Here is a 20,527-nt window from a genome sequence, read left to right on the forward strand (position 1 = left end):
GCGCCGCTGACCTGCATTAGCGTGGCGGCGTGGCAGATCCAGTGCCGATCCAGGGCGCCCGGGCAGACCGGGCCCGCCGGGTTGCCGACGTGCTGCGTCAGCAGATCCACGCCGGCGCGTACCCCGACGGGCTGCCCACCGAAAACGAGTTGGCCGCCGAGTTCTCGGCCTCCCGCAACACCGTTCGTGAAGCGCTCGGCGTCCTGAAGCACGAGGGCCTGATCGACCGCGGGCCGAAGATCGGAACGCACGTTGCGCAGCGCAAGTACGCGCACGGCCTGGACACGCTGCTCGGGCTGAAAGAGACCTTCAACGGTCAGGGCGAGGTCCGCAACCAGGTGCGCGCCGCGATGCTGGTCGCGGCGCCGCCTTCGGTGGCACATCGGCTGCGCCTGCGGCCCGGCGAACATGCTGTCTTCATCGAGCGGCTGCGGTACCTGGGTGACCTGCCGCTCAGCCTCGACCTGACCTACCTGGCCCCCGACATCGGCGCCCAGATCCTGGGGCATCCGCTGGAAGACAACGACCTGTTCGCCCTCATCGAGCAGGTGAGTGGACAACCGCTCGGCTCAGCGGCGTTGGCGCTGGAAGCCATTCCCGCTGACGCCCATTCGGCGGTGGCGCTGCAGGTGCCCAACGGCGCGCCGTTGCTGATGCTGGAGCGCCTCACCAGCCTGGACGACGGGCGCCCGGTCGACCTGGAATACATCAGGATGCGAGGGGACCGAATCACCATGCGCGGCAACCTGATTAGGAGCAAGCCTTGACACTGATCGACAACACCCGAGCCGACGTGCCGGTCACCATCGACGAATCGCTGTGCATCGACGGCTGCACCCTGTGTGTCGAGGTGTGCCCGCTGGATGCACTGGCGATCAATCCCGACACCGGTAAGGCGTTCATGCATGTCGACGAATGCTGGTACTGCGGGCCGTGCGCGGCACGCTGCCCCACCGGGGCGGTCACGGTGAACATGCCCTATCTGCTGCGCTGAATCAGGCTGTCGGTCGAGGATCTTGATGAAAAGACACGCGCTGCGGTTGCTGTCCGTCGCGATCACGCTCACCGTTCTGCTGTCCGGTTGTTCGCTGGAATCGCTGGCCGAGTCCGACGGAGTCGTCAACGTCGTCGTCGGCTACCAGTCCAAGACCATCAACACCGTGACGGCGGGCACGTTGCTGCGCGCGCAGGGCTACCTCGAGCACCGGCTCGCTGATGTCACCCATCGCACCGGTACCAGATACGCCGTGCGGTGGCAGGACTACGACACTGGCGCGCCGATCACCGCGCAGATGCTGGCCGAGAAGATCGATATCGGCTCGATGGGGGACTATCCCCTGCTGATCAACGGTTCGAAGACTCAAACGAATCCGTTGGCCCGCACCGAAATGGTGTCAGTCACCGGCTATAACCCCAAGGGCGCCCTGAACATGGTTGTGGTCGCCCCGGGTTCGTCGGCGACGACGCTGGCCGATCTTAGGGGAGCCAGGGTCTCGGCGAGTGTGGGCTCGGCCGGTCATGGCACGTTGGTGCGGGCGCTGGATCGCGCCGGGATTCACGGCTCGGATACCACTGAGGTGCTCAACCAGCAGCCACAGGTCGGCGCGTCCGCTCTGGAATCGGGCCAGGTGCAGGCGCTTTCACAGTTCGTCGCGTGGCCCGGCCTGTTGGTGTACCAGGGCAAGGGCCGGTTGCTCTATGACGGTGCGGAGCTGAACGTGCCTACCTTGCACGGTGTCGTGGTGCGTCGCTCCTACGCGGCGGCGCATCCCGAGGTGCTGGCGGCGTTCCTGCAGGCACAACTGGACGCCAACGACTTTCTGAACACCAGGCCGTTGCAGGCGGCTCGCATCGTCGCCGACGCCAGCGGTCTGCCGCAAGAGGTGGTGTATCTCTACAACGGTCCCGGCGGCACCTCGTTCGACAGCACGCTCAAGTCGGCACAGGTCGAGGCGCTCAAAGGCGATGTGCCGTACCTGAAGTCCATCGGTGACTTCACCGATCTCGATGTCGACGGGTTCGTGCAGGACGGACCGCTGCGGGCGGTGTTCGGTGCGCGTGGGCTGGACTACGACGGCGGCCGGGCCCGTAGCAGTAATCCGTCGGTGCTCAGTGGTGACCCGGCCTTGGCCAGCGAGTTGTGGCTGGATGGTGCGGATTCGACCCAGACGCTCGCCAACCCGACCGCCCTGCTCCACGCGATCAAAGCGGCGCGGGCACGCGGCGCCAGAATCCGGGCCGCCTATGTGCCCGACGCCGAACTGGGCACCCGGTGGTTCGCCGACAAGGCGGTCTGGGTGCGCGATGGTGCCGATTACCGACCGTTCGGCACTGTGGCCGGGGCGCGCCGCTACCTGGCGGCGCATCCGGGTGCAGTGAACGTGGAATACGAGCAGGCAGTGGGGAATTCGTTATGACCGCCGAACTAGCCGACCGAATCGTGGGACCCGCCAAGCCCGTCGCGGCACCACTCCGGTTCCCCTCGCCGTGGCGGTCGCGGCTGCTGCGATTGGCGTCGGTGGCCCTCGCTCTGGGGCTCTGGCAACTGCTCACCGGCGAAAAGGTGCGGTTTTGGCTGCGATTCGACACGCTGCCCACCATCACCGAGATTGCGACCGCGCTCACCCGGCGGCTGGGCGCCTTTGAATACTGGCTGGACCTCGCCCAGTCGCTGCTGCGCATTCTCACCGGTTTCGGTCTGGCGGCGGCGGCCGGTGTCGCGACGGGTGTGCTGCTGGCTCGCTCCCGGTTGTTCGCCGACCTATTCGGCCCGCTGACCGAACTGGCCCGGCCGATTCCCGCGATCGCGGTGGTGCCGGTGGCGATTCTGTTGTTCCCGACCGACGAAGCGGGGATCGTGTTCATCACGTTCCTGGCGGCCTACTTCCCGATCATGGTCAGCACACGGCATGCCGTGCGGGCCCTGCCGACGCTATGGGAAGACAGTGTGCGGACCTTCGGGGGCGGGCGCTGGGACGTGCTGACTCAGGTCGTCCTGCCCGGCATCCTGCCGGGCGTGTTCGGCGGACTGTCGGTCGGCATGGGGGTGGCGTGGATCTGCGTGATCTCCGCCGAAATGATCTCGGGACGGCTGGGTGTCGGTTACCGCACCTGGCAGAACTACACCGTGCTGGCCTACCCGCAGGTGTTCGTCGGCATCATCACGATCGGAGTCCTGGGTTTCGCGACATCGGCGGCCGTCGAACTTGTCGGGCGGCGGCTCACCCGGTGGTTGCCGAGGGGAGAGGAAACCAAGCGGTGAGGGGTATGAGTCTGGAACTGGATCGGGTCCACCTGTCATACAACGGGATCCCAGTCATCGACGAGATGAGTCTGGCGGCGCGGCCCGGGGAGATCCTGGTGCTTACCGGTCCGTCGGGGTGCGGCAAGTCGACCGTGCTGCGCGCCTTGGCGGGTCTGATGCGGCCCGACGGCGGGCGGGTGCTGGCCGACGGTGCAGAGGTGGTCGGCACGTCGGGCGACCGCGGCATGGTGTTCCAGGACAACGCCTTACTGCCGTGGCGCACGGTCCGGTCGAACATCGAGCTGGCATTGCGGTTGCGCGGTGTGCCGCGCGGCACCCGCCGCGCTCAGGCCGAACGCTGGATCACCGAAGTCGGGCTCACCGGTTTCGGGCACTACCTGCCCAAAAGTCTGTCGGGCGGAATGCGTCAGCGCGTGCAGCTGGCCCGTGGTCTGGCGGGTGCGCCGCGTGCGGTGCTGATGGATGAGCCGTTCGGCGCGCTGGACACCCAAACACGTTCGGCCATGCAACGTTTGCTCGTCGATACCTGGCGAGCACACCCCACCACCATCGTCTTCGTCACCCATGACGTCGACGAGGCATTGGTACTCGGTGACCGCATCGCCGTGCTAGGCCGAGCCGGTCATCCACTGCGTGCGGTGCTCGACGTGCCGGATCCGCGCAGCACCGCGCCGCGGACCGAACTGCGCGCCGAAGTCATTGCCGCGCTTGAGTACTCGGTGGCAGCATGATGCGGATACCGTCGACCGAGCCGCAGCTCCGGCTGGACTGTGACGTGCTGGTCATCGGCGGTGGTACCGCCGGCACCATGGCGGCCCTGACCGCGGCCGAACACGGTGCGCAGGTGCTGCTGCTGGAGAAGGCACATGTGCGCCACTCGGGCGCCCTGGCCATGGGCATGGACGGGGTGAACAACGCCGTCATTCCCGGTAAGGCCGAACCGGAAGACTATGTCGCCGAGATCACCCGGGCCAACGACGGAATCGTCAACCAGCGCACCGTGTATCAGACGGCCACTCGCGGGTTCGCCATGGTGCAGCGGCTGGAGCGCTATGGGGTGAAGTTCGAGAAGGACGAGCACGGCGAGTACGCGGTGCGCCGGGTGCACCGGTCCGGCTCGTATGTGTTGCCGATGCCCGAGGGCAAGGACGTCAAGAAGGCGCTTTACCGGGTGTTGCGGCAACGCTCCATGCGGGAGAAGATCCGGATCGAGAACCGGCTGATGCCGGTACGGGTGCTGACCGCGGATGGCCGGGCCGTCGGCGCCGCCGCGCTGCACACGCGCACCGGGGAGTTCGTCGCGATCGGTGCCAAGGCGGTGATCCTGGCGACCGGCGCGTGTGGACGGCTCGGTCTCCCTGCCTCCGGATATCTGTACGGCACCTACGAGAACCCGACCAATGCCGGCGACGGCTACTCGATGGCCTATCACGCCGGCGCCGAACTCTCGGGGATCGAATGCTTCCAAGTCAACCCGTTGATCAAGGACTACAACGGGCCGGCTTGCGCGTACGTGGCCAATCCGTTCGGCGGCTACCAAGTCAACGCGCACGGTGAGCGGTTCGTCGACTCCGACTACTGGTCCGGGCAGATGATGGCCGAGGTCAAGAGCGAGATCGATTCGGCCCGTGGACCGATCTACCTGAAGGTGTCACATCTGCCAGACGAGACACTGACGGCGCTGGAAAACATCCTGCACACCACCGAGCGGCCCACCCGGGGCACCTTCCACGCCAACCGGGGGCACGACTACCGCACCCATGACGTGGAGATGCACATCTCCGAAATCGGCTTGTGCAGTGGGCATTCGGCGTCCGGCGTGTGGGTCGACGAGCATGCCCGCACCACGGTGCCCGGCTTGTACGCTGCCGGGGACCTGGCCTGCGTCCCGCATAACTACATGATCGGGGCCTTCGTCTTCGGCGACTTAGCCGGTGAACACGCCGCCTCGACGATCGCCGAAACCGCTGCGCCACAACAACTGCCACAGGACCAGCTGCGTGCGGCGCACGAGCTGATCTATCGCCCCTTGCGGCACCCGGACGGGCCGCCGCAGCCGCAGGTCGAATACAAGCTCCGGCGCTTCGTCAACGACTATGTCGCACCGCCCAAGACGGCGGCCAAGCTATCGATCGCGATCCGCACCTTCGACCGGATGCGCGACGAGATCGCCGAGATGGGGGCACTAACCCCCCACGAGCTGATGCGCGCGGTCGAGGTGTCCTTCATCCGGGACTGCGCGGAGATGGCCGCCCGGTCCTCGCTCACCCGGACCGAGTCACGGTGGGGGCTCTACCACGACCGCGCCGATCTGCCCGTGCGGGATGACAGCGAGTGGGGCTACCACCTCAACCTGCGCAAGGACCCCGGTGACGGCCGGATGGTGTTCCTGAAGCGTCCGGTGGCTCCCTACCTGGTCTCGGTTCCGGAATTCGATGCACTCCCGCCGACGGATCGGCGCGTGTTCGAGGTAGAGCAGCCGCCGCTGATGGGCGGACAGGCCCCGACCACCACGCGAACCCGTATCGCGACGCCGGTGCATCGCCCGTCGCCGCGCATCGCCGAGGTCCTGGCGCTCGACGAGCCGTCCACCGCGGACCTGCGGCCCTACCTGAGCGATCCCGACAGCGGAGTGCGCCGCAGCGCGGTGGCAGCCCTCACCGAGCACATACCCGACGGCTACGCGCCGGCGCTGTTCGCCGCGCTCGACGACGCCGATGTCACAGTGCGCCGGTCCGCCGCCGACGGGATCCGGGAATTGGTGGAGGTGCTGCCCGACGCCGTCGAAGCCCGCCCGCATCTGGACTCGCCAGATGCGGTGGTGCGGGCCGCGGCCATGTATGTGCTCGCGGCGCGGCGCGCCGGTTCGGCGACGGAGTACCGGCGCGGGCTCGATGACGATGTTCACCAGGTGCGGATCGAGGCCGTGCGCGCATTGGTGTCCGTCGACGACGTGGCCGGCGTCGTCACCGCCGCGGCCGACGAGAACCGGGAGGTGCGCATCGCCGCGGCCGGAGGACTGGCCGCTATGCACCCGTCGGAGCCGAGCCGGGATGCCATCGGCGCCCTGATTGCCGACCCGGACCCACTGGTGCGCGCCGCCGCGCTCGCGGCGATGTCCGAATTAGGGTGCGACGAGGCTTATTTCGAGGCGGTGAAACAGGCGATGCGGGCACCGGCCTGGCAGGTGCGGGTGGGTGCGGCGCGAGCGCTCTCCGGTGCGGCGGCCGACCTCGCCGTACCCCAGCTGGCCCACGCCGTCGCGGACACGCATCTGGACGTGCGGAAGGCGGCGGTGCTGAGTCTGACCAAATGGGCCGGCGAGTCCGCCGCCCGGGACGCACTCGCTATCGCGCTCAAGGACAACGACGCCGATGTGCGAGCCTACGCTCGTCGTGCGCTCCATGGCATGAGTGCGTAGTTCATTCTGCTGCACGGCGTATGACCTGTTGACGGCTTCGTGACCGCTTCTCCTGCGTAAACCCACATTCGGTGCCCACCAAAAACACGCACTGGTCATGGCATAGCGATCGTTATATAGTGATCGTTATTCTAAGGATCGGCTAGGAAGGGACACGTATGGCAAACGAGCAGTCGGCGGGATTGGCGGGCATCTTCGCGGAGATCGGCAGGCGATCGTCGAATCCCAACTTCGAGCTGCAGACGATCCGGGACGTCACCGAGAACATTCATGTGGCGACCAAGGAGCCCGAGGGTGTCACCTACGCCGAGGTCGACGCCGGCGGAGTCGAGGCGCTGTGGTGCATCCCTGTCGACAGCGACCCTGAATCGGTGCTCCTGCACAGCCATATGGGCGGCAGCGTGCTGATGTCGATGTACTCCGACCGAAAGGCGGCCGCGCACATCGCCAAAGCGGCGGGCGCGCGTTCGCTGGTACTGAACTTCCGGCGCTCCCCGGAACACAAGTACCCGGCGCAGGTGGAGGACGTGGAGAGCGCTTACCGCTGGTTGCTCACACAGGGCTATCAACCCAACAAGATCGGCAGCGTGGGCCACTCTATCGGCGGTTACCTCGCCGTCGAACTCGCCCTGCGGCTGCGGGATCGGGGTGAGGCACTGCCCGGCGCCGTATTGTCCATCTCACCCTGGACCGACATCACGATGTCCGGCGAATCCATCGAAACCAACGCCGGACGGGACAAGCTGCTCACCCGCGGACTGATGGAGCTGTTCCGGTCGTGCTGGCTGGACGGAACCGGCGTGGAATACACCGACCCACGCGTGCATTTGCTTGGTGCCGACCTGTCCGGCCTGCCGCCCATTTCGGTGTACTACGGCGAGTACGAGTTGCTCGCGTCGGAAGCCGTCGCCTTCGCGCAAAAGGCAAGGGAGGCGGGCAATGACGTCATTCTCCGGCAGCTCGACGAGGGGCAGCACTCCTTCATCATGGGGGCGGGTCGCGCCGACGCCGTCGACCACGCGATTGCCGAGATGGGCAGCTGGTTACGCTCCACCCTCGGACTGCAGGCGAAGGTTGCCTAGCGTTATGCAACCTTTCGAACTGACCCTGGCCGACGCCGCCCGCCGGATCCGGACAAAAGAGTTGTCGCCGGTCGAGCTCACGGAGTCCGTGCTGGCGCGCATCGATGCCATCAACCCCGAGATCAACGCATTCAGCAACGTCACGGTGGAACTGGCCAACGAGGCGGCGGCGCGGGCGACCCGTGAGATTGCGGCCGGCCGGCATCGGGGTCCCCTGCATGGAATCCCCATCGGGGTCAAGGAGATCTACGATATGGCCGGCGTACCAAGCACTTCCAGCTCGCGCGTCCGGGCGGATCACGTGCCCGATGCGGACAGCACGGTCGTCGCGAAGCTACGACAGGCCGGCGCTGTGGTGGTCGGCCGCACCCACTCGCACGAGTTCGCGTATGGAGTCGTCACTCCCCAGACGCGCAACCCATGGCGGCCGGACCGCATCGCGGGAGGGTCCAGCGGCGGATCGGCGGCGGCGGTGGCGGTCGGGGGATGCTTCCTCGGGCTGGGCAGCGACACCGCCGGTTCCATCCGCATCCCCGCCGCGCTCTGTGGCACCGTAGGGCTCAAGCCGACCTACGGGCGGGTTTCTCGGACTGGCGTGACACCGTTCTCCTGGTCGCTGGATCATGCCGGTCCGTTGACGCGCACCGTCGAGGATGCCGCATTGGTGATGAATGTGATGGCCGGCTACGACCCGAGCGATCCGGGTTCGGTGGACATGGCCGTCCCGGATTTCTCGGCCGGTTTGGGTGATGACCTGACCCGGACGACGGCCGGTATCCCCGCCAATTTCTTTACCGAACATGTCGATCCGGAGATCAGAATCGCGGTCGAATCGGCGTGTGACCGGCTTGCCGAGCTGGGCGTGCGACTGCGCGAAGTGCAGCTGCCCATGGCCGATGAGGTGATGGCGATCGAGTTCGGGATCCTGCAGCCCGAGGCCAGCAGTTATCACCGGCAGATGCTCCGCGAGCACGGGGACCTCTACACCGACGACGTGCGCCGGGCACTGCTGGCCGGCTTCTCCGTTTCGGCAACGGATTACCTTGACGCGCAACAGAAACGGGAACGCTTCCGGCAGCAGTGTAGGAAGCTCTTCGACGACATCGACATATTGCTCGCACCAACGGTGCCGGTGGCCGCCATGGCGGCGGCCAAACCGGAGGTGAGCTGGCCCGACGGGGTAACCGAGGGTCCGGTGGAGGCGTATATCCGGTTCTCCGCGCCGGCGAATCTGGCTGGGCTGCCGGCTCTTTCGGTACCGTGCGGCTTCACCGGCGCCGGTCTGCCGGTCGGTCTTCAGATTGTCGGCCGGGCCTTCGACGAGGCGACGGTATTGCGCGTCGGGCATGCGTATCAATCCGCGCAAGCCTGGGCGACGTTGGCCAACGCCGCCTGATTTGCCGATGACCGGTTCGGCGAAACGCCCCCGATACCAACAGCGCGGTGCGACCATTGTCGGCATCACTTCGGAGGTTGGTGATGAAGGGCGAATGGTTGTATCTGGTCGCCGGCGCGGCGATGGTGCTGTTGGGCGCCTGGCGACTGGTCAAGATCTTTGTCAAATTCCAGGTCAGTCGGAGCAACCGCGCCTGGCCGACGGTCCCCGGTCACGTAACCCGTTCCGAGACGGTTGACACCGGAGAGGAGGAAGAGTTCCGGGTCGAATATCGCTACGAGGTGAACGGGGTCCGGCACTACGGCGACGTCCTGCAAGTCGGGCATGCGTCCGCCTCACGAGCCAAGAACAGGGCACTGCTGCAACAGTATCCAGCCGGAACCGAAGTAGAGGTTCACTACGATCCGGTCGATCCCTCGACGGCGGTCCTGATTCCGGGGGGCGGGCGGAACCTGTTGGTGCCCATCGCGGCCATGCTGGTGCTTATCGGCGGCGGGATCTGGATTTCCTACGGGGCGGTGCAGCGGCACCTGTCGCGTGAGGCAGAAGAGACCCAGGCTGCGGCGGCGCTGCCGCAGGTACCGTTCTACGAACTCAACGCCCCGGGTGGTGTCGCGATTGACACACAGGGATACGTCTACGTCTGTGACGGACCGGCAAAGGCGCCGTCGAGGACGCCGGGATTTCCGATCGGTCCGCCGGGCATCCCCGGATTTCCGACCACCACCCCGGCCATACCCGGTTTTCCGGGGCCCCCGCGTTCGATGCACCGGCCGGGCGGTTGCTGCGCTTGGACCCGGGTCTGCTCAGCGCCACCAACCAGTTGCCCCGCGTGCTGGGAGATCCCGATGGTATAGCCCTCGACAGTGCGGGAAACTTTTATATCACCGACCGGGGGATGCTCTGGGTCTACAGCGTGGAACATCGCGCGGACCAACATGATACGAGGTTCACCGGTGCCACGCCCCTTCGCGGTGTGTCGTCGGGAAGCGTCGCTGTCGATGCGGCCGGGAACGCCTACGTCACCGAACTGTCCTCCGGGCGGGTGCTGAAGATGGCGGCCGAGACCAAAACGGCCACTGAGGTTTTCAAGGTTCCCGACAACGGATCGGCCGTCGACGTGGCGGTGGGCCCGACCGGCATCGTATATGTCACCGACGCCCGCGGTAACAGGGTGTTCAAGATCCCGGTCGACGGAACGCCCACACCGCTGCCGTTCCCCGAGCTTTCCCAACCGCAGGGGGTGGCCGTCGACGGCGCCGGCACCGTCTACGTCGTCGACGGCGGACACCACCGGGTGATGAAATTGACCGCGAACGCGCCGACCGCGACAGACTTACTACTCGAGGGACTCGTGGATCCCTATGACGTGGCAGTCGACAACGCGGGCAACGTGTTCGTCACCGACCGAGGTGGCCACCGGGTGCTGAAATTCCCACCCGCTCAATAGTCGGGCAGGTTGACGGCCTCTGCGGTGGTGAACCATTTCCGCTCGGCGATCGGCCGAAATGGCCAGCGCTGCATGTACTTCATCACCATCGCCGTCACTCGGATGTCCGATACCGACTTCGGTAGGTATCCGTCGATCCCGTTGGGCAGCTTCTGGCACCGATCGACGCACGGCCGCATCACCTTTCGATAGCGCTGCAGCGCGGCCGAGAGCGGTTGCGCGCCGAGTTCACCGGCCAGCACGTAAGCCCCGACCAGCGCCAGGCTGGTGCCCATCCCGCTGAGCGGTGACGCGCAGTAGCCGGCATCACCGACCAACGCGATCCGTCCGGACGCCCAATCATCCATGTGCACTTGGGTGAACGCGTCGAAGTAGAAATCCTCGGCCTGTCGTGCCGCCTCGATCAGCGCATCGGTATGCCAGCCGGCACCGGCGAAGCGGGTGGCAAGCAGATCGCGTTGAGCGTTGAGGTCGCCACGGTCGTAACTGATCGGATCCGAACGGAAGGCCAGGCCCGCTTTGCATTTCGTGGGATCGTGCGACGGCCGCATCGATACGTTCAGTCCGGGTGCCTGGTACATCAGGTACCACCCGTTAAGCCCGACGGTGTCGGGCGCGGTGAACCACGCGTTGTATCCGCCCAAGGGCCGGACGAACTCTTCCTCCGGGCCGAAGGCCAGTCGCCGCACGGCCGAATGAGGACCGTCCGCCCCGACCACCAGATCCGCTTGCACGGTCGTGTCATCCGACAGCGTTGCGGTCACAACATTCTCGGTTTCATCGAGCTCGATGATCCGCGTGTTGAAGCGGTATTCCGTCTCGCCGGCGGTCGCTTGATAGAGCACGTCGGCCAGATCGCCGCGCAGGATCTCCAGCGCGCTCACCATTCCGTTGCCGTGAAATGCTTCGACCGGCATCTCGGCGCGTCGCCGGCCATCGGACTTCACCCAGGCGATGCCGCGCTGATCCAGACTGCGGGCGCGCATCTGATCGAGCAATCCCATCCGCTCGACCACCTGCCGACCGGCGCCGCGCAGGTCGACGGTCTGACCACCGGGCCGGATGCCGTCGGCGATCTCGACGACGATGACGCGGAACCCGCTGCGGGTGAGCCAAAACGCCAGGGACGGCCCGGCGATCCCTGCGCCGCTGATCAATACGGTGGGCTCGGTCATGCCTGCAGCCCCAGGGCCCGGTAGGTGTGCCGCACGAACCTCGGTTGCGCCGTCCTAAGCTTGGCCAGCACCGGATTGCCGGCGACGGCCTCGGCGGCGTTGACCGTGAGGTCGGGGCAGTACTGGATCAGGTACAGCAGGATCAGATCAGCGCTCGGGTCGGCCTGCCACCACGTCCCGTAGGCGCCGGGCCAGCTGAACGTCCCGACGCCCCCGGGCCCGAACAACGGGGTGGCCTTGGCCGGGTCAGTGACCACCGACAGATTCAGCCCGAACCCCCGTCCCACCCAGTACGGGGAACCCAGAAAGTTGTGCCGCTTCTGTTCATCGGTTAGGCGGTCGGTGCGCATCAGGCGCACCGACTCCGCCGAAAGCACGCGTACGCCGTCGATCACGCCGTCTCCCAGCAGCATCCGCGCGAACCTCAGGTAATCGTCGGCGGTCGACCACAGTCCACCGCCGGCGTTGCAGAACTGTGGCGGCTTAACTTGCGGCGGCCCCATCACGTCGTGCCGTAACTTGTCATGCTCGTCATGCCGGTACATCGTCGCCGCGCGACCACGCGCCTCGGGGGTGACAAAGAAACCGGTGTCGGGCATGCCCGCTGGGCCCAAGATGTGCTCGTCGAAAACTTCGTAGAGCGGCTTGTCCTCGATTCGCGAGAGAATCACGCCGAGCAGATCGATCGAGTGGCTGTACGTCACCTTCTCGCCGGGCTGATGCACCAGAGGCAAGGCGGCGAGTTCGGCCACCCAAGTGTCCGACCCCTGATTGAAGGGCAGCCGCAGGTATGCCTGTGAGATGGGCCCGGACACCGAGAAGCCGTACGCGAGGCCGCTGGTATGCGTGAGCAGATCCTCGATCAGGATGGGACGCCGGACCGGATGCGTCCGATCGAGCGGGCCGTGCGGGTCGTCCAGCACCCGCACGTCGGCGAGTTCGGGAACCCACCGCACGACGGGGTCGCGCAAGGCAAGTTTTCCTTGGTCGACGAGGCTCATGACCGCGGCCACCGTGACCGGTTTGGTCATCGAAGCGATCCGGAACAAGGTGTCGCGCCGCATCGGCAGTCCCGCCTCGACGTCGCGGTACCCGATCTCGTTGACCTGCAGCAGCTCTCCGCGGTGCCATACCACGGTGAGCGCCCCCGCGAGCAGACCCGCTGCGCACACCTCGCGGATGGTCGTCTGGTTGCCGTCGAGATTCACCCGGCTTAGGTTAGCGGCTCCTCGACCGAAACCGGCGAAACGGGCGCTCCGCAAAGATTCTGCAGGTGCTTGCAACCCGGTCCGGGCCATCCGACAGTTGCTTTTCCGTATCGGTTTCCAGGTCCCGTGTCGCATGCTAAATTCGCGCTCTCTGGCAAATGCGAACTGGGGAACGGCCGGTGTGGGCAGTGACGTGCGATCGAAGATGTCGTTGCCGGTGAACCAGGGTGCGGGTATGCAGTCACCGAGACCCGCGACCATGGACGGAGCCTGATGTGCGGGCTCCGTCCATACCGTACGACGCGGGTAGCGATCCGCTGCTCACTTTCACCGGTCGGACAACTCAGCAAAGGCTGGCCATGAATGGCTTGATCTCACAAGCGCAAATTTCGCATCGACCTGTCTCCCGTCGGCCCTTCACCCGGGTGCCTGCCGTGCTCCTGTTCGCGACAGCACTTGCCGCGACGGTCATCACGGGATGCGGGGGCAAATCCTCCACTGGTAGCTCTTCGACCTCGGGCGCGGCCGGTTCCTCCGCCGCCTCGGCCACATCGGGTGCGGCATCCGGGACATCCGGTACTCCGTCGCCAGAAGCGCAGCAGCTCTTGAAGGACGCCTCAAAGGCGACCACCGGGCTGCACTCGCTGCACGTCAATTTGCAGACCACCAACATCACCACGCTTCCGATGGAGATGGTCAACGCCGACATAACCAACCAGCCCCAGGGCAACGGGCAGGCCGTCGGCGACGCCATGATCCGGTTGCAGCCCAAGACTCCCGCGGTCCCCAAGCAGTTCCTGGTCTCCAACAAGACCATGTACACCAAGGACGAGACCGGTAAGTACACATCCGTCGGTCCGGCGGAGAAGATCTATGACCCGGGTGTCGTGCTGGACAAGGACAAAGGTATCGGTGCGGTGATCGGCAAGGTCAACGGCGCACAGTCGGCCGGAACGGAGACGATCGACGGTGTGGTCACCCTGAAGGTGACCGGAACCGTCGATCCGGCGATCGTCGACCCGCTGGTTCCGCAGATCGGCAGGGACGCCAAAGGTCCGCTGCCGGTGACGCTTTACATCGTCGACGTGAAAGCACCGAACGCGCCCGGCACGCCGCCGAGCCCGTATCTGGTGCGGATGGTGCTCGATAAGGACCAGGGCCACGTCACCATCACCCTGTCCAGTTGGGGAGCGCCGGTTACGATTCCGAACCCGACGGGTTAGCAACGACGACAGGGAAGTCGGATGGGAACCGGCGCGTTACGAGGCTGGTTCCCATCCGTCTGACCGCATGGCGGGGCACCCGTGACGAACTCGGTGCTGGCGCACCCAGAATTCTTTGAGGATCCTCCAAGGCCGCGCGAACACTCTTGGGCCAGCTTGCCGGAACCACTGGCCGGCAGTTGATCTCACCCATCAGACACCGGAGGAACACGAATGACCAACGACCTTCCCGAGGTCCAGGAGCGCGGGCCCGCGCCACGTCCTGGGCCGCCGCCGGGCGGGCCACCAGTGATGTCGGATGTGTGGGTATACAACGGGCGGGCATACGACCTGAGCGATTGGATCGCCAAGCATCCCGGTGGCGCCTTCTTCATCGGCCGGACCAAGAACCGGGACATCACCGCGATTGTCGCTTCCTACCACCGGGATCCGGCAGTGGTCGAGCGCATCCTGGAGCAGCGGTACTCGTTGGGCCGCGATGCCACACCACGTGACATCCACCCCAAACACAATGCGCCCCCGTTCCTTTTCAAGGACGACTTCAACTCTTGGCGTGACACCCCAACGTATCAATTCGACAATCACCAGGACCTGATGCACCGCGTCAAGGCGCGGCTCACCGAGCCGGCATTGGCCGCCAGGATCAAGCGGATGGACCGGCTTTTCAACGTCGTCGTCGTGCTGCTGGCGATCGCCTACTTCGGTGTACAGGGCGTGCGATTGGTGGAACCGCGGTATATGCCGTTGTGGGCGTTCGTGTTTGCCATGGTGGTGCTGCGCAGCTCACTGGTCGGGTATGGACACTACGCGCTGCACCGAGCGCAACGAGGCTGGAACAGGTTCTTCGCCAACGCATTCGATCTGAACTACATAGCGCTGTCTCTGGTTGTCGCCGACGGCCACACGCTGCTGCATCACCCTTACACCCAAAGTGACGTCGACATCAAGAAGAACGTCTTCACCATGATGATGCGGCTGCCCCGGTTGTATCGGGTTCCGGTGCACACCCTGCACAAGTTCGGCCACACCGTCACCGGTATGGCCGTGCGGCTGGCTGATGTGTGGAACATGACGCGCAAGGTGGGCGTGAAAGAGGGTTACGGCAGCTGGCGTAACGCGTTGCCCCACTTCCTCGGGTCTTCGGTGGTCCGTGTGCTCTTGGTCGCCGAGCTGGTGGTCTTCCTGGCTGCTGGTGACTTTTGGGCCTGGGCACTGCAATTCGTTGCGACGCTGTGGCTGAGCACCTTCATGGTGGTGGCCAGCCACGAATTCGAGGACGAGCAGCAAGGGTGCCCGGCGGCAGGGCAGGACTGGGGCGTGGACCAGGTCGAGCACGCCAACGACCTGAAGGTGGTGGGCAACCGCTACCTCGACTGCTTCCTCTCGGCTGGCCTGAGTTCGCACCGGGTCCACCACGTACTGCCGTTCCAGCGCAGCGGATTCGCCAACATCGTCACCGAAGATGTGTTGCGCGAAGAGGCGGCCAAGTCCGGTGTCGCGTGGTTGCCCGCGAAGAGTTTCCTCACCGACCGGTTGCCCAAACTCAGCAGGACCTATCTGCTGTCGCCGTCGCGCGAAGCCAGACAACGCAATTGGGGATTGCTGCGTGAGCACCTGTCGCCGGCGGCGTGGAAGGAAAGCGTCAGCTACGTGGCGGCCGGATTCGTCGGGATCGGGTCGGTATGAGCACCCCGCAGTATGAGGCGCAGGTCGACCTGGCACAGTTGCCGCCTGCTCCGCCGACCACCGTGGCGGTCATCGAGGGCATCGCCACCGGTGCGCCCGCCCGCGTGGTCGAGCAGTCCGACGCGGCCGAACGGGTCGCCGCGCTGTTCGTCGATCCAGAACAGCGGGAACGGATCCCGCGGCTCTACCACAAGACACGGATCAGCACTCGCCGGATGGCGGTCGACCCGCTGGACCCCACCTTCGACGCATTCCGCCGGGATCCAGGAACCATCCGGGACCGCATGAACCTGTTCTTTCAACACGCCGTGCCGCTGGCCGTCGAGGTGAGCCGGCGAGCATTAGCCAGCTTGCCCTACGGGCCGGATGAGATCGGGTTGCTGGTGTTCGTCACCAGCACCGGATTCGTCGCGCCGGGGGTGGACGTCGCACTGGTCAAGGAACTGGGGTTGTCCCGCTCTGTGTCGCGTGTGGTGGTCAACTTCATGGGCTGCGCCGCAGCCATGAACGCCACCCGGACCGCCGCCGCCTATGTCCGGGCCCACCCAAGCATGAAGGCGCTGGTGGTTTGCATCGAATTATGCTCGGTGAACGCCGTTTTCGCTGACGACGTAAACGACGTCGTGACGCATAGTCTGTTCGGCGACGGATGCGGGGCCATGGTGCTGGGGGCCAGTCAAGTGCAGCAGCCCCTGCCGCCTGGACATGTGGTGATTCGCAGCAACTTCACCCAGCTGCTCGACGAGGCCGAGGACGGCATCGTGCTCGGCGTGAATCACGACGGCATCAGCTGCGAGCTGTCGGAGAACCTCCCCGACTACATCTACCGCGGGGTCGAGTCCGTCGTCGCCGAGGTGTTGCGGGACAACGGGTTGGCCAGAGCCGACATCGATCTCTGGGCAATCCATCCGGGCGGTCCCCGGATCATCGAACAGTCGGCGCGGTCGCTCGGCCTGCCCGCCGCCTGCGCCGCCCAGAGCTGGGACATCCTGGCCCGGTTCGGCAACATGCTGAGTGTCTCGCTGATCTTCGTGCTGGAACAGATGGTGCGGCAAGTGGACTCGGCAAAGTCCATCTCGACCGGTGTTGCATTCGCCTTCGCGCCGGGTGTCACCGTCGAGGGCATTCTCTTCGACATAATCCGGCGGTGACCGACATGAACCCTTCACTCCACGACCGGGTGCTCTACCGCGAGTTGATGACCGATAATTTGCGCTGGGACGCACTGCAGCTGCGCGATGGCGACATCATCATCTCCACCCCGCCCAAGTGCGGCATGACTTGGACCCAGCGCCTGGTGTCGCTGATCGTGTTTGACGGACCGGACCTACCGGGCCCTATGTCGGTGGTATCGCCCTGGTTGGATCAGACGATCCGGCCGATCGACGAAGTGGTCGCGGTGCTCGAGGCGCAACGGCACCGGCGGTTCATCAAGACGCACACGCCGCTGGACGGTCTGGTGCTGGACGACCGCGTGACCTACATCTGCGTGGGACGCGATCCCCGTGACGCCGCGGTGTCGATGCTGCACCAAACCACCAACATGGACCGCGACCGGGTGCGTGCGTTGCACGAGGCGGCGGTGCCTGCGCAACACCGGCTGGGACCGCCCCCGCCCGAACCCGGCTCTGGCAGCAGCCCGATCGACGAGTTCCGGCACTGGCTGGAGGGACCGGCCCTGCCGCCGCCCGGGGTCGGCTTCACCCCGCCCAAGGGGATCGGCACGCTGGCTAACGTCATCGACCAGTTCGGGAAGGCGTGGCAGCGGCGGCACCTGCCCAACGTCGCGCTGTTCCACTACGCCGACTACCAGGCGGACCTGGTGGGGGAGATGGTGCGGTTGGCCGCGGTACTCGGGTACCGACTCAGCCAGGAACGCGCAACGGAGCTTGCCCGATACGCCACGCTTGGTGAGATGCGTTCTCGTGCTGCAGAAGTCGCACCCAATACCACCGACGGCATCTGGCACAGCGACGCGCAGTTCTTCCGACGGGGCAGCAACGGCGAGTGGCAGGAGTACTTCAGCTACGCGGAGTACCGGCGCTACAACGACCGCATCAACCAGCTCGGGGCACCGGACATGCTGGCCTGGGCGCATGAGGGCCGCCGCGGCTGGGATCCGGAGCGCTGACGGACGGGCCCGAGTACCTGTCTCGAATCCCGGCGGTGTTGTGCGCTATTGGTCCTCGTGTGCGCGCGCTGGCTCGACGGGTGAATCCCAGTGCTGGCGGAGGTGGGGGACGAAGAGGTGTGCGTGTTCGTCGGGGAAGTGCATGCGCACACCGTCGAGGAGGCGCACGGCGACGGTTGAGGGGATGAGCTGACCGAGGCGGTGTGCCCATTTGGTGTGGAAGAGAGGGTCCCCGGTGCCCCAGACAATCAGGGTGGGCGCGGTGAGGGCGGCCAATTGTGGGCGCACGGCGATGAGGTCGGCCGAGGACAACGCGGTGATGATGCGACTTAGCGCACGTGACGATTCTTCCGTGCCGAGGACGGGTGTGGCGTAGGCGTCGGCAACTTGGTCCGGGAGTCGGCGGGGGTGTTGATAGCCGATGCCAAGTACGCGCTGCACCAGATGCCGTCTGGCGGCGAGGTGAGGACCGACACGGGTAATTAGTCCGAGCCGAGCTGCGATCGTGATCGGCATGAACAGGGTGGGCGGAGTGTTGCCCTCGGTGTCGCAGTTGGTCAGCGTAAAGGTCGATAGCCTCTCGCCGGCGTGGGCTGCGACGATTTGGGCGACCGCGCCGCCGGTGTCGTTAGCGACCAGGTCGAAGCGGTCTAGATCCAAGTGGTCGCAGAGTTCGATGACGCGGCATGCCAGCCCTGTCAGGGATACGTCGGCGTTCACTTCTGCGGGCGGGGTATGCCCGTGCCCAGGTAGATCTATTGCGATGCAGCGGCGTTGATCGGAGGCGACGGCGGAGATGACGTGACGCCACAGCAGGCTGTTGGCGATTAGACCGTGGATGAAGACGGCGGGGCGACCCTGGCCGACGTCGAGATAGCTCACCGGTCCGGAGGCGGTCGTGGTGCTCCGGCGGTGGGCCTGGAGTGCTTTGAGGTCCACGATCAGTGACCAACCCTTGCCCCGCATACCGTGTAGATGTCACATACCCATGGTATGTGAATGGTCTTTAGCCGACTATTGTTGGGCGTGTGGATGGTGTCAAGACCCGGCGGGCGGAGTACGCCGAACAGACCAGGGTGGCCCTACTGGACGCTGCCACCCGCGAGTTCGCCGAATACGGCTTCGCGAACACGTCCATAACGCAGATCGCCAGCGCGGCGCGGGTCACGAAGGGCGCTGTCTACCATCACTTTTCGGACAAGGTGGGCCTGTTTGAGGCAGTCCTGGATCGGTGCAACGAGGCGGCGGAACGGCAGGTGCTGAATGCGATCGCCACACATCCGACAGATCTGTGGAAGGCGGCACTGGCAGGCCTAGAGGCCACGTTGGACATCTGCATGGACCCAATCGCCGGACGGCTGATTTACGTCGAGGGACCAGTCGGCCTGGGGTGGAGTCGTTGGCGCGCCTGCGAAGCGCGCTACACCAGTCGCAACGTCAAATTCCTGCTGCGAGGTCTTGTTGGAGCTGGCGCGGTTCCCGACGATACCCCGATCGAGGCGATGGCACAGCTACTCACCGGGATGATTACCCACGCAGGTATCGCGCTCGTCGAGGTATCCGCTAGAAAGCGCAGACGCACGCGTGATGAGCTCCGACGTGCGCTGCACCAGGTTATGCGGGGTCTAGAGCGATCCCACATCTAGAGAAATGAGACAGCGGTGCCAGGCACTCCCCGGTTCCTCGGAAGAATCAGTCGTTCGCTGGTTTCGTCTCACCGGGGGTGCACACCTGTTTGCGGTTCTAGAGGACGCGCACCGTGACTTATCAGATAGCGATTCTTCAGTACCGGCGTGGAAGGCTACCGCGGTTCTCGCGACGCATCGGGGATGCAGCGTATCCGCTCCGCGCCGCGGTGTGGCCCGAACAGGCCTTGCCTTGAAGGGCAGCTGCCGTGCTATCGACGCGAATATCGTGCTCGAAGTTGAGATTTCGTCATGGTTTCGATTGCGCAAAGGTACGGCAGCTTATCGGCGGCGGAAGGGCGGATTTCGCCTGCTCGGTTATAGTGTTGGGTCCTATGAATGGACGGAGCCGTGCCGAGAAGCGCTGGCGCACAGCGTTTCACGTGGCCGCATCGGCGATTGTTGCTGCCGTCCTCGGACTCGGCAGCGCCCCCGTCGCCCATGCGGCCTCGGCCTCGGCGACGTTCGTGGTGGAACACACCTGGCAGACCGGCTTCATCGCCCGCTACACCGTCGCCAACTACAGCATTGCGCCACTGGGCGACTGGAGGCTGGAATTCGACATGCCGGTCGGGCAATCCGTCTCGCACGCGTGGAACAGCACCGTCAGCCAGGCCGGCACACACTTCGTGGTGACCCCGGCGAACTGGAATCGCGTCATCCCGCCCGGCGGTACGGCCACGGGTGGAATGCGAGGCGTGCTGACCGGCACCTACTCGCCGCCGGTGAACTGCCGGATCAACGGGATGCCCTGCGCGTAGCTACCCGCCCCCTGTGGCAAATGGTGCTGGTGTGACGAAATGCC

Annotated in this window: 19 protein-coding genes; 16 read left to right on the forward strand and 3 right to left on the reverse strand. The window is 65.6% G+C overall.

All coding sequences use genetic code 11. The annotated features are described in order from the left end of the window. Positions 1-29 precede the first annotated feature (29 nt). The 10 genes from BN972_RS09220 (at position 30) to BN972_RS09265 (ending at position 10,614) form a co-directional block, all read left to right on the forward strand. Positions 30-767, forward strand: coding sequence for a GntR family transcriptional regulator (locus BN972_RS09220; RefSeq protein ID WP_036355260.1), 738 nt, complete (start codon positions 30-32; stop codon positions 765-767). Next, the gene (locus BN972_RS09225) at positions 764-994 is read left to right on the forward strand and encodes a 4Fe-4S dicluster domain-containing protein (protein WP_036355262.1); all 231 of its coding nucleotides are present in this window, start codon (positions 764-766) and stop codon (positions 992-994) included. The genes BN972_RS09220 and BN972_RS09225 overlap by 4 nt, the downstream gene beginning before the upstream one ends. Before the next feature lie 25 nt (positions 995-1,019). After that, positions 1,020-2,417: an ABC transporter substrate-binding protein gene (locus BN972_RS09230; RefSeq protein WP_036355264.1), complete on the forward strand. Its 1,398-nt coding sequence runs from the start codon at positions 1,020-1,022 to the stop codon at positions 2,415-2,417. Further along, positions 2,414-3,262, forward strand: coding sequence for an ABC transporter permease (locus BN972_RS09235; RefSeq protein WP_036355265.1), 849 nt, complete (start codon positions 2,414-2,416; stop codon positions 3,260-3,262). The genes BN972_RS09230 and BN972_RS09235 overlap by 4 nt, the downstream gene beginning before the upstream one ends. Then, on the forward strand, positions 3,259-3,996 hold the full coding sequence (locus BN972_RS09240) for an ABC transporter ATP-binding protein (protein WP_172831276.1): 738 nt from the start codon (positions 3,259-3,261) through the stop codon (positions 3,994-3,996). Before BN972_RS09235 ends, BN972_RS09240 begins: the two co-directional genes overlap by 4 nt. Further along, entirely contained in the window at positions 3,996-6,686 is a 2,691-nt protein-coding gene (locus BN972_RS09245; RefSeq protein WP_036355270.1) for a fumarate reductase/succinate dehydrogenase flavoprotein subunit, read from the forward strand. The genes BN972_RS09240 and BN972_RS09245 overlap by 1 nt, the downstream gene beginning before the upstream one ends. 158 nt (positions 6,687-6,844) lie before the next feature. Beyond that, positions 6,845-7,768, forward strand: a complete 924-nt coding sequence (locus BN972_RS09250) for an alpha/beta hydrolase fold domain-containing protein (RefSeq protein WP_051545173.1) — start codon at positions 6,845-6,847, stop codon at positions 7,766-7,768. Positions 7,769-7,772: 4 nt separating this feature from the next. Continuing rightward, positions 7,773-9,164 (forward strand): Asp-tRNA(Asn)/Glu-tRNA(Gln) amidotransferase GatCAB subunit A, encoded by a 1,392-nt coding sequence (locus BN972_RS09255; protein ID WP_036355272.1) that lies wholly within the window; start codon positions 7,773-7,775, stop codon positions 9,162-9,164. A gap of 83 nt (positions 9,165-9,247) precedes the next feature. After that, positions 9,248-10,021, forward strand: coding sequence for a DUF3592 domain-containing protein (locus BN972_RS09260; RefSeq protein ID WP_036355274.1), 774 nt, complete (start codon positions 9,248-9,250; stop codon positions 10,019-10,021). A 119-nt stretch (positions 10,022-10,140) separates the two neighbouring features. Next, positions 10,141-10,614, forward strand: a complete 474-nt coding sequence (locus BN972_RS09265; RefSeq protein WP_158497693.1) for an NHL repeat-containing protein — start codon at positions 10,141-10,143, stop codon at positions 10,612-10,614. Here BN972_RS09265 and BN972_RS09270 read toward each other — a convergent pair. Together BN972_RS09270 and BN972_RS09275 are read right to left on the reverse strand one after the other, a co-directional pair. Further along, a complete protein-coding gene (locus tag BN972_RS09270) occupies positions 10,608-11,789 on the reverse strand; it encodes an FAD-dependent monooxygenase (RefSeq protein ID WP_036355278.1) in 1,182 nt (393 codons plus the stop codon). The two genes, BN972_RS09265 and BN972_RS09270, sit on opposite strands and share 7 nt — an antisense overlap. Next, positions 11,786-12,997, reverse strand: coding sequence for a serine hydrolase domain-containing protein (locus tag BN972_RS09275; protein WP_036355280.1), 1,212 nt, complete (start codon positions 12,995-12,997; stop codon positions 11,786-11,788). Before BN972_RS09275 ends, BN972_RS09270 begins: the two co-directional genes overlap by 4 nt. 359 nt (positions 12,998-13,356) lie before the next feature. Between BN972_RS09275 and BN972_RS09280 the strand changes: the two genes are divergently transcribed. The 4 genes from BN972_RS09280 to BN972_RS09295 all read left to right on the forward strand — a co-directional run bounded on the left by BN972_RS09280 (position 13,357) and on the right by BN972_RS09295 (position 18,037). Next, a complete protein-coding gene (locus BN972_RS09280; RefSeq protein WP_036355282.1) occupies positions 13,357-14,220 on the forward strand; it encodes an LppX_LprAFG lipoprotein in 864 nt (287 codons plus the stop codon). A 213-nt stretch (positions 14,221-14,433) separates the two neighbouring features. After that, on the forward strand, positions 14,434-15,906 hold the full coding sequence (locus tag BN972_RS09285) for a cytochrome b5 domain-containing protein (RefSeq protein WP_099051021.1): 1,473 nt from the start codon (positions 14,434-14,436) through the stop codon (positions 15,904-15,906). Beyond that, positions 15,903-17,057, forward strand: a complete 1,155-nt coding sequence (locus tag BN972_RS09290) for a type III polyketide synthase (RefSeq protein ID WP_036355286.1) — start codon at positions 15,903-15,905, stop codon at positions 17,055-17,057. The genes BN972_RS09285 and BN972_RS09290 overlap by 4 nt, the downstream gene beginning before the upstream one ends. A gap of 5 nt (positions 17,058-17,062) precedes the next feature. Continuing rightward, the gene (locus tag BN972_RS09295; RefSeq protein ID WP_036357127.1) at positions 17,063-18,037 is read left to right on the forward strand and encodes a sulfotransferase domain-containing protein; all 975 of its coding nucleotides are present in this window, start codon (positions 17,063-17,065) and stop codon (positions 18,035-18,037) included. Positions 18,038-18,082: 45 nt separating this feature from the next. Here the strand turns inward: BN972_RS09295 and BN972_RS09300 are convergent, their stop codons facing one another. Then, entirely contained in the window at positions 18,083-19,003 is a 921-nt protein-coding gene (locus BN972_RS09300) for an alpha/beta fold hydrolase (RefSeq protein WP_099051022.1), read from the reverse strand. Positions 19,004-19,065: 62 nt separating this feature from the next. Here BN972_RS09300 and BN972_RS09305 point away from each other — a divergent pair, with 62 nt between their 5' ends. Then, positions 19,066-19,683: a TetR/AcrR family transcriptional regulator gene (locus BN972_RS09305; RefSeq protein WP_036355288.1), complete on the forward strand. Its 618-nt coding sequence runs from the start codon at positions 19,066-19,068 to the stop codon at positions 19,681-19,683. Between the two features lie 374 nt (positions 19,684-20,057). After that, positions 20,058-20,483: a cellulose-binding domain-containing protein gene (locus BN972_RS09310; RefSeq protein WP_036355289.1), complete on the forward strand. Its 426-nt coding sequence runs from the start codon at positions 20,058-20,060 to the stop codon at positions 20,481-20,483. Positions 20,484-20,527 lie beyond the last annotated feature (44 nt).

This window comes from Mycobacterium asiaticum DSM 44297, assembly GCF_000613245.1.
GTDB lineage: Bacteria > Actinomycetota > Actinomycetes > Mycobacteriales > Mycobacteriaceae > Mycobacterium > Mycobacterium asiaticum.

Coding starts and splice junctions, on each gene's coding strand:
- BN972_RS09230 (WP_036355264.1), top strand. CDS start 1,020: ATGAAAAGACACGCGCTGCGGTTGCTGTCCGTCGCGATCACGCTCACC.
- BN972_RS09235 (WP_036355265.1), top strand. CDS start 2,414: ATGACCGCCGAACTAGCCGACCGAATCGTGGGACCCGCCAAGCCCGTC.
- BN972_RS09245 (WP_036355270.1), top strand. CDS start 3,996: ATGCGGATACCGTCGACCGAGCCGCAGCTCCGGCTGGACTGTGACGTG.
- BN972_RS09250 (WP_051545173.1), top strand. CDS start 6,845: ATGGCAAACGAGCAGTCGGCGGGATTGGCGGGCATCTTCGCGGAGATC.
- BN972_RS09255 (WP_036355272.1), top strand. CDS start 7,773: ATGCAACCTTTCGAACTGACCCTGGCCGACGCCGCCCGCCGGATCCGG.
- BN972_RS09260 (WP_036355274.1), top strand. CDS start 9,248: ATGAAGGGCGAATGGTTGTATCTGGTCGCCGGCGCGGCGATGGTGCTG.
- BN972_RS09270 (WP_036355278.1), bottom strand. CDS start 11,789: ATGACCGAGCCCACCGTATTGATCAGCGGCGCAGGGATCGCCGGGCCG.
- BN972_RS09280 (WP_036355282.1), top strand. CDS start 13,357: ATGAATGGCTTGATCTCACAAGCGCAAATTTCGCATCGACCTGTCTCC.
- BN972_RS09285 (WP_099051021.1), top strand. CDS start 14,434: ATGACCAACGACCTTCCCGAGGTCCAGGAGCGCGGGCCCGCGCCACGT.
- BN972_RS09290 (WP_036355286.1), top strand. CDS start 15,903: ATGAGCACCCCGCAGTATGAGGCGCAGGTCGACCTGGCACAGTTGCCG.
- BN972_RS09295 (WP_036357127.1), top strand. CDS start 17,063: ATGAACCCTTCACTCCACGACCGGGTGCTCTACCGCGAGTTGATGACC.
- BN972_RS09300 (WP_099051022.1), bottom strand. CDS start 19,003: ATGCGGGGCAAGGGTTGGTCACTGATCGTGGACCTCAAAGCACTCCAG.
- BN972_RS09310 (WP_036355289.1), top strand. CDS start 20,058: ATGAATGGACGGAGCCGTGCCGAGAAGCGCTGGCGCACAGCGTTTCAC.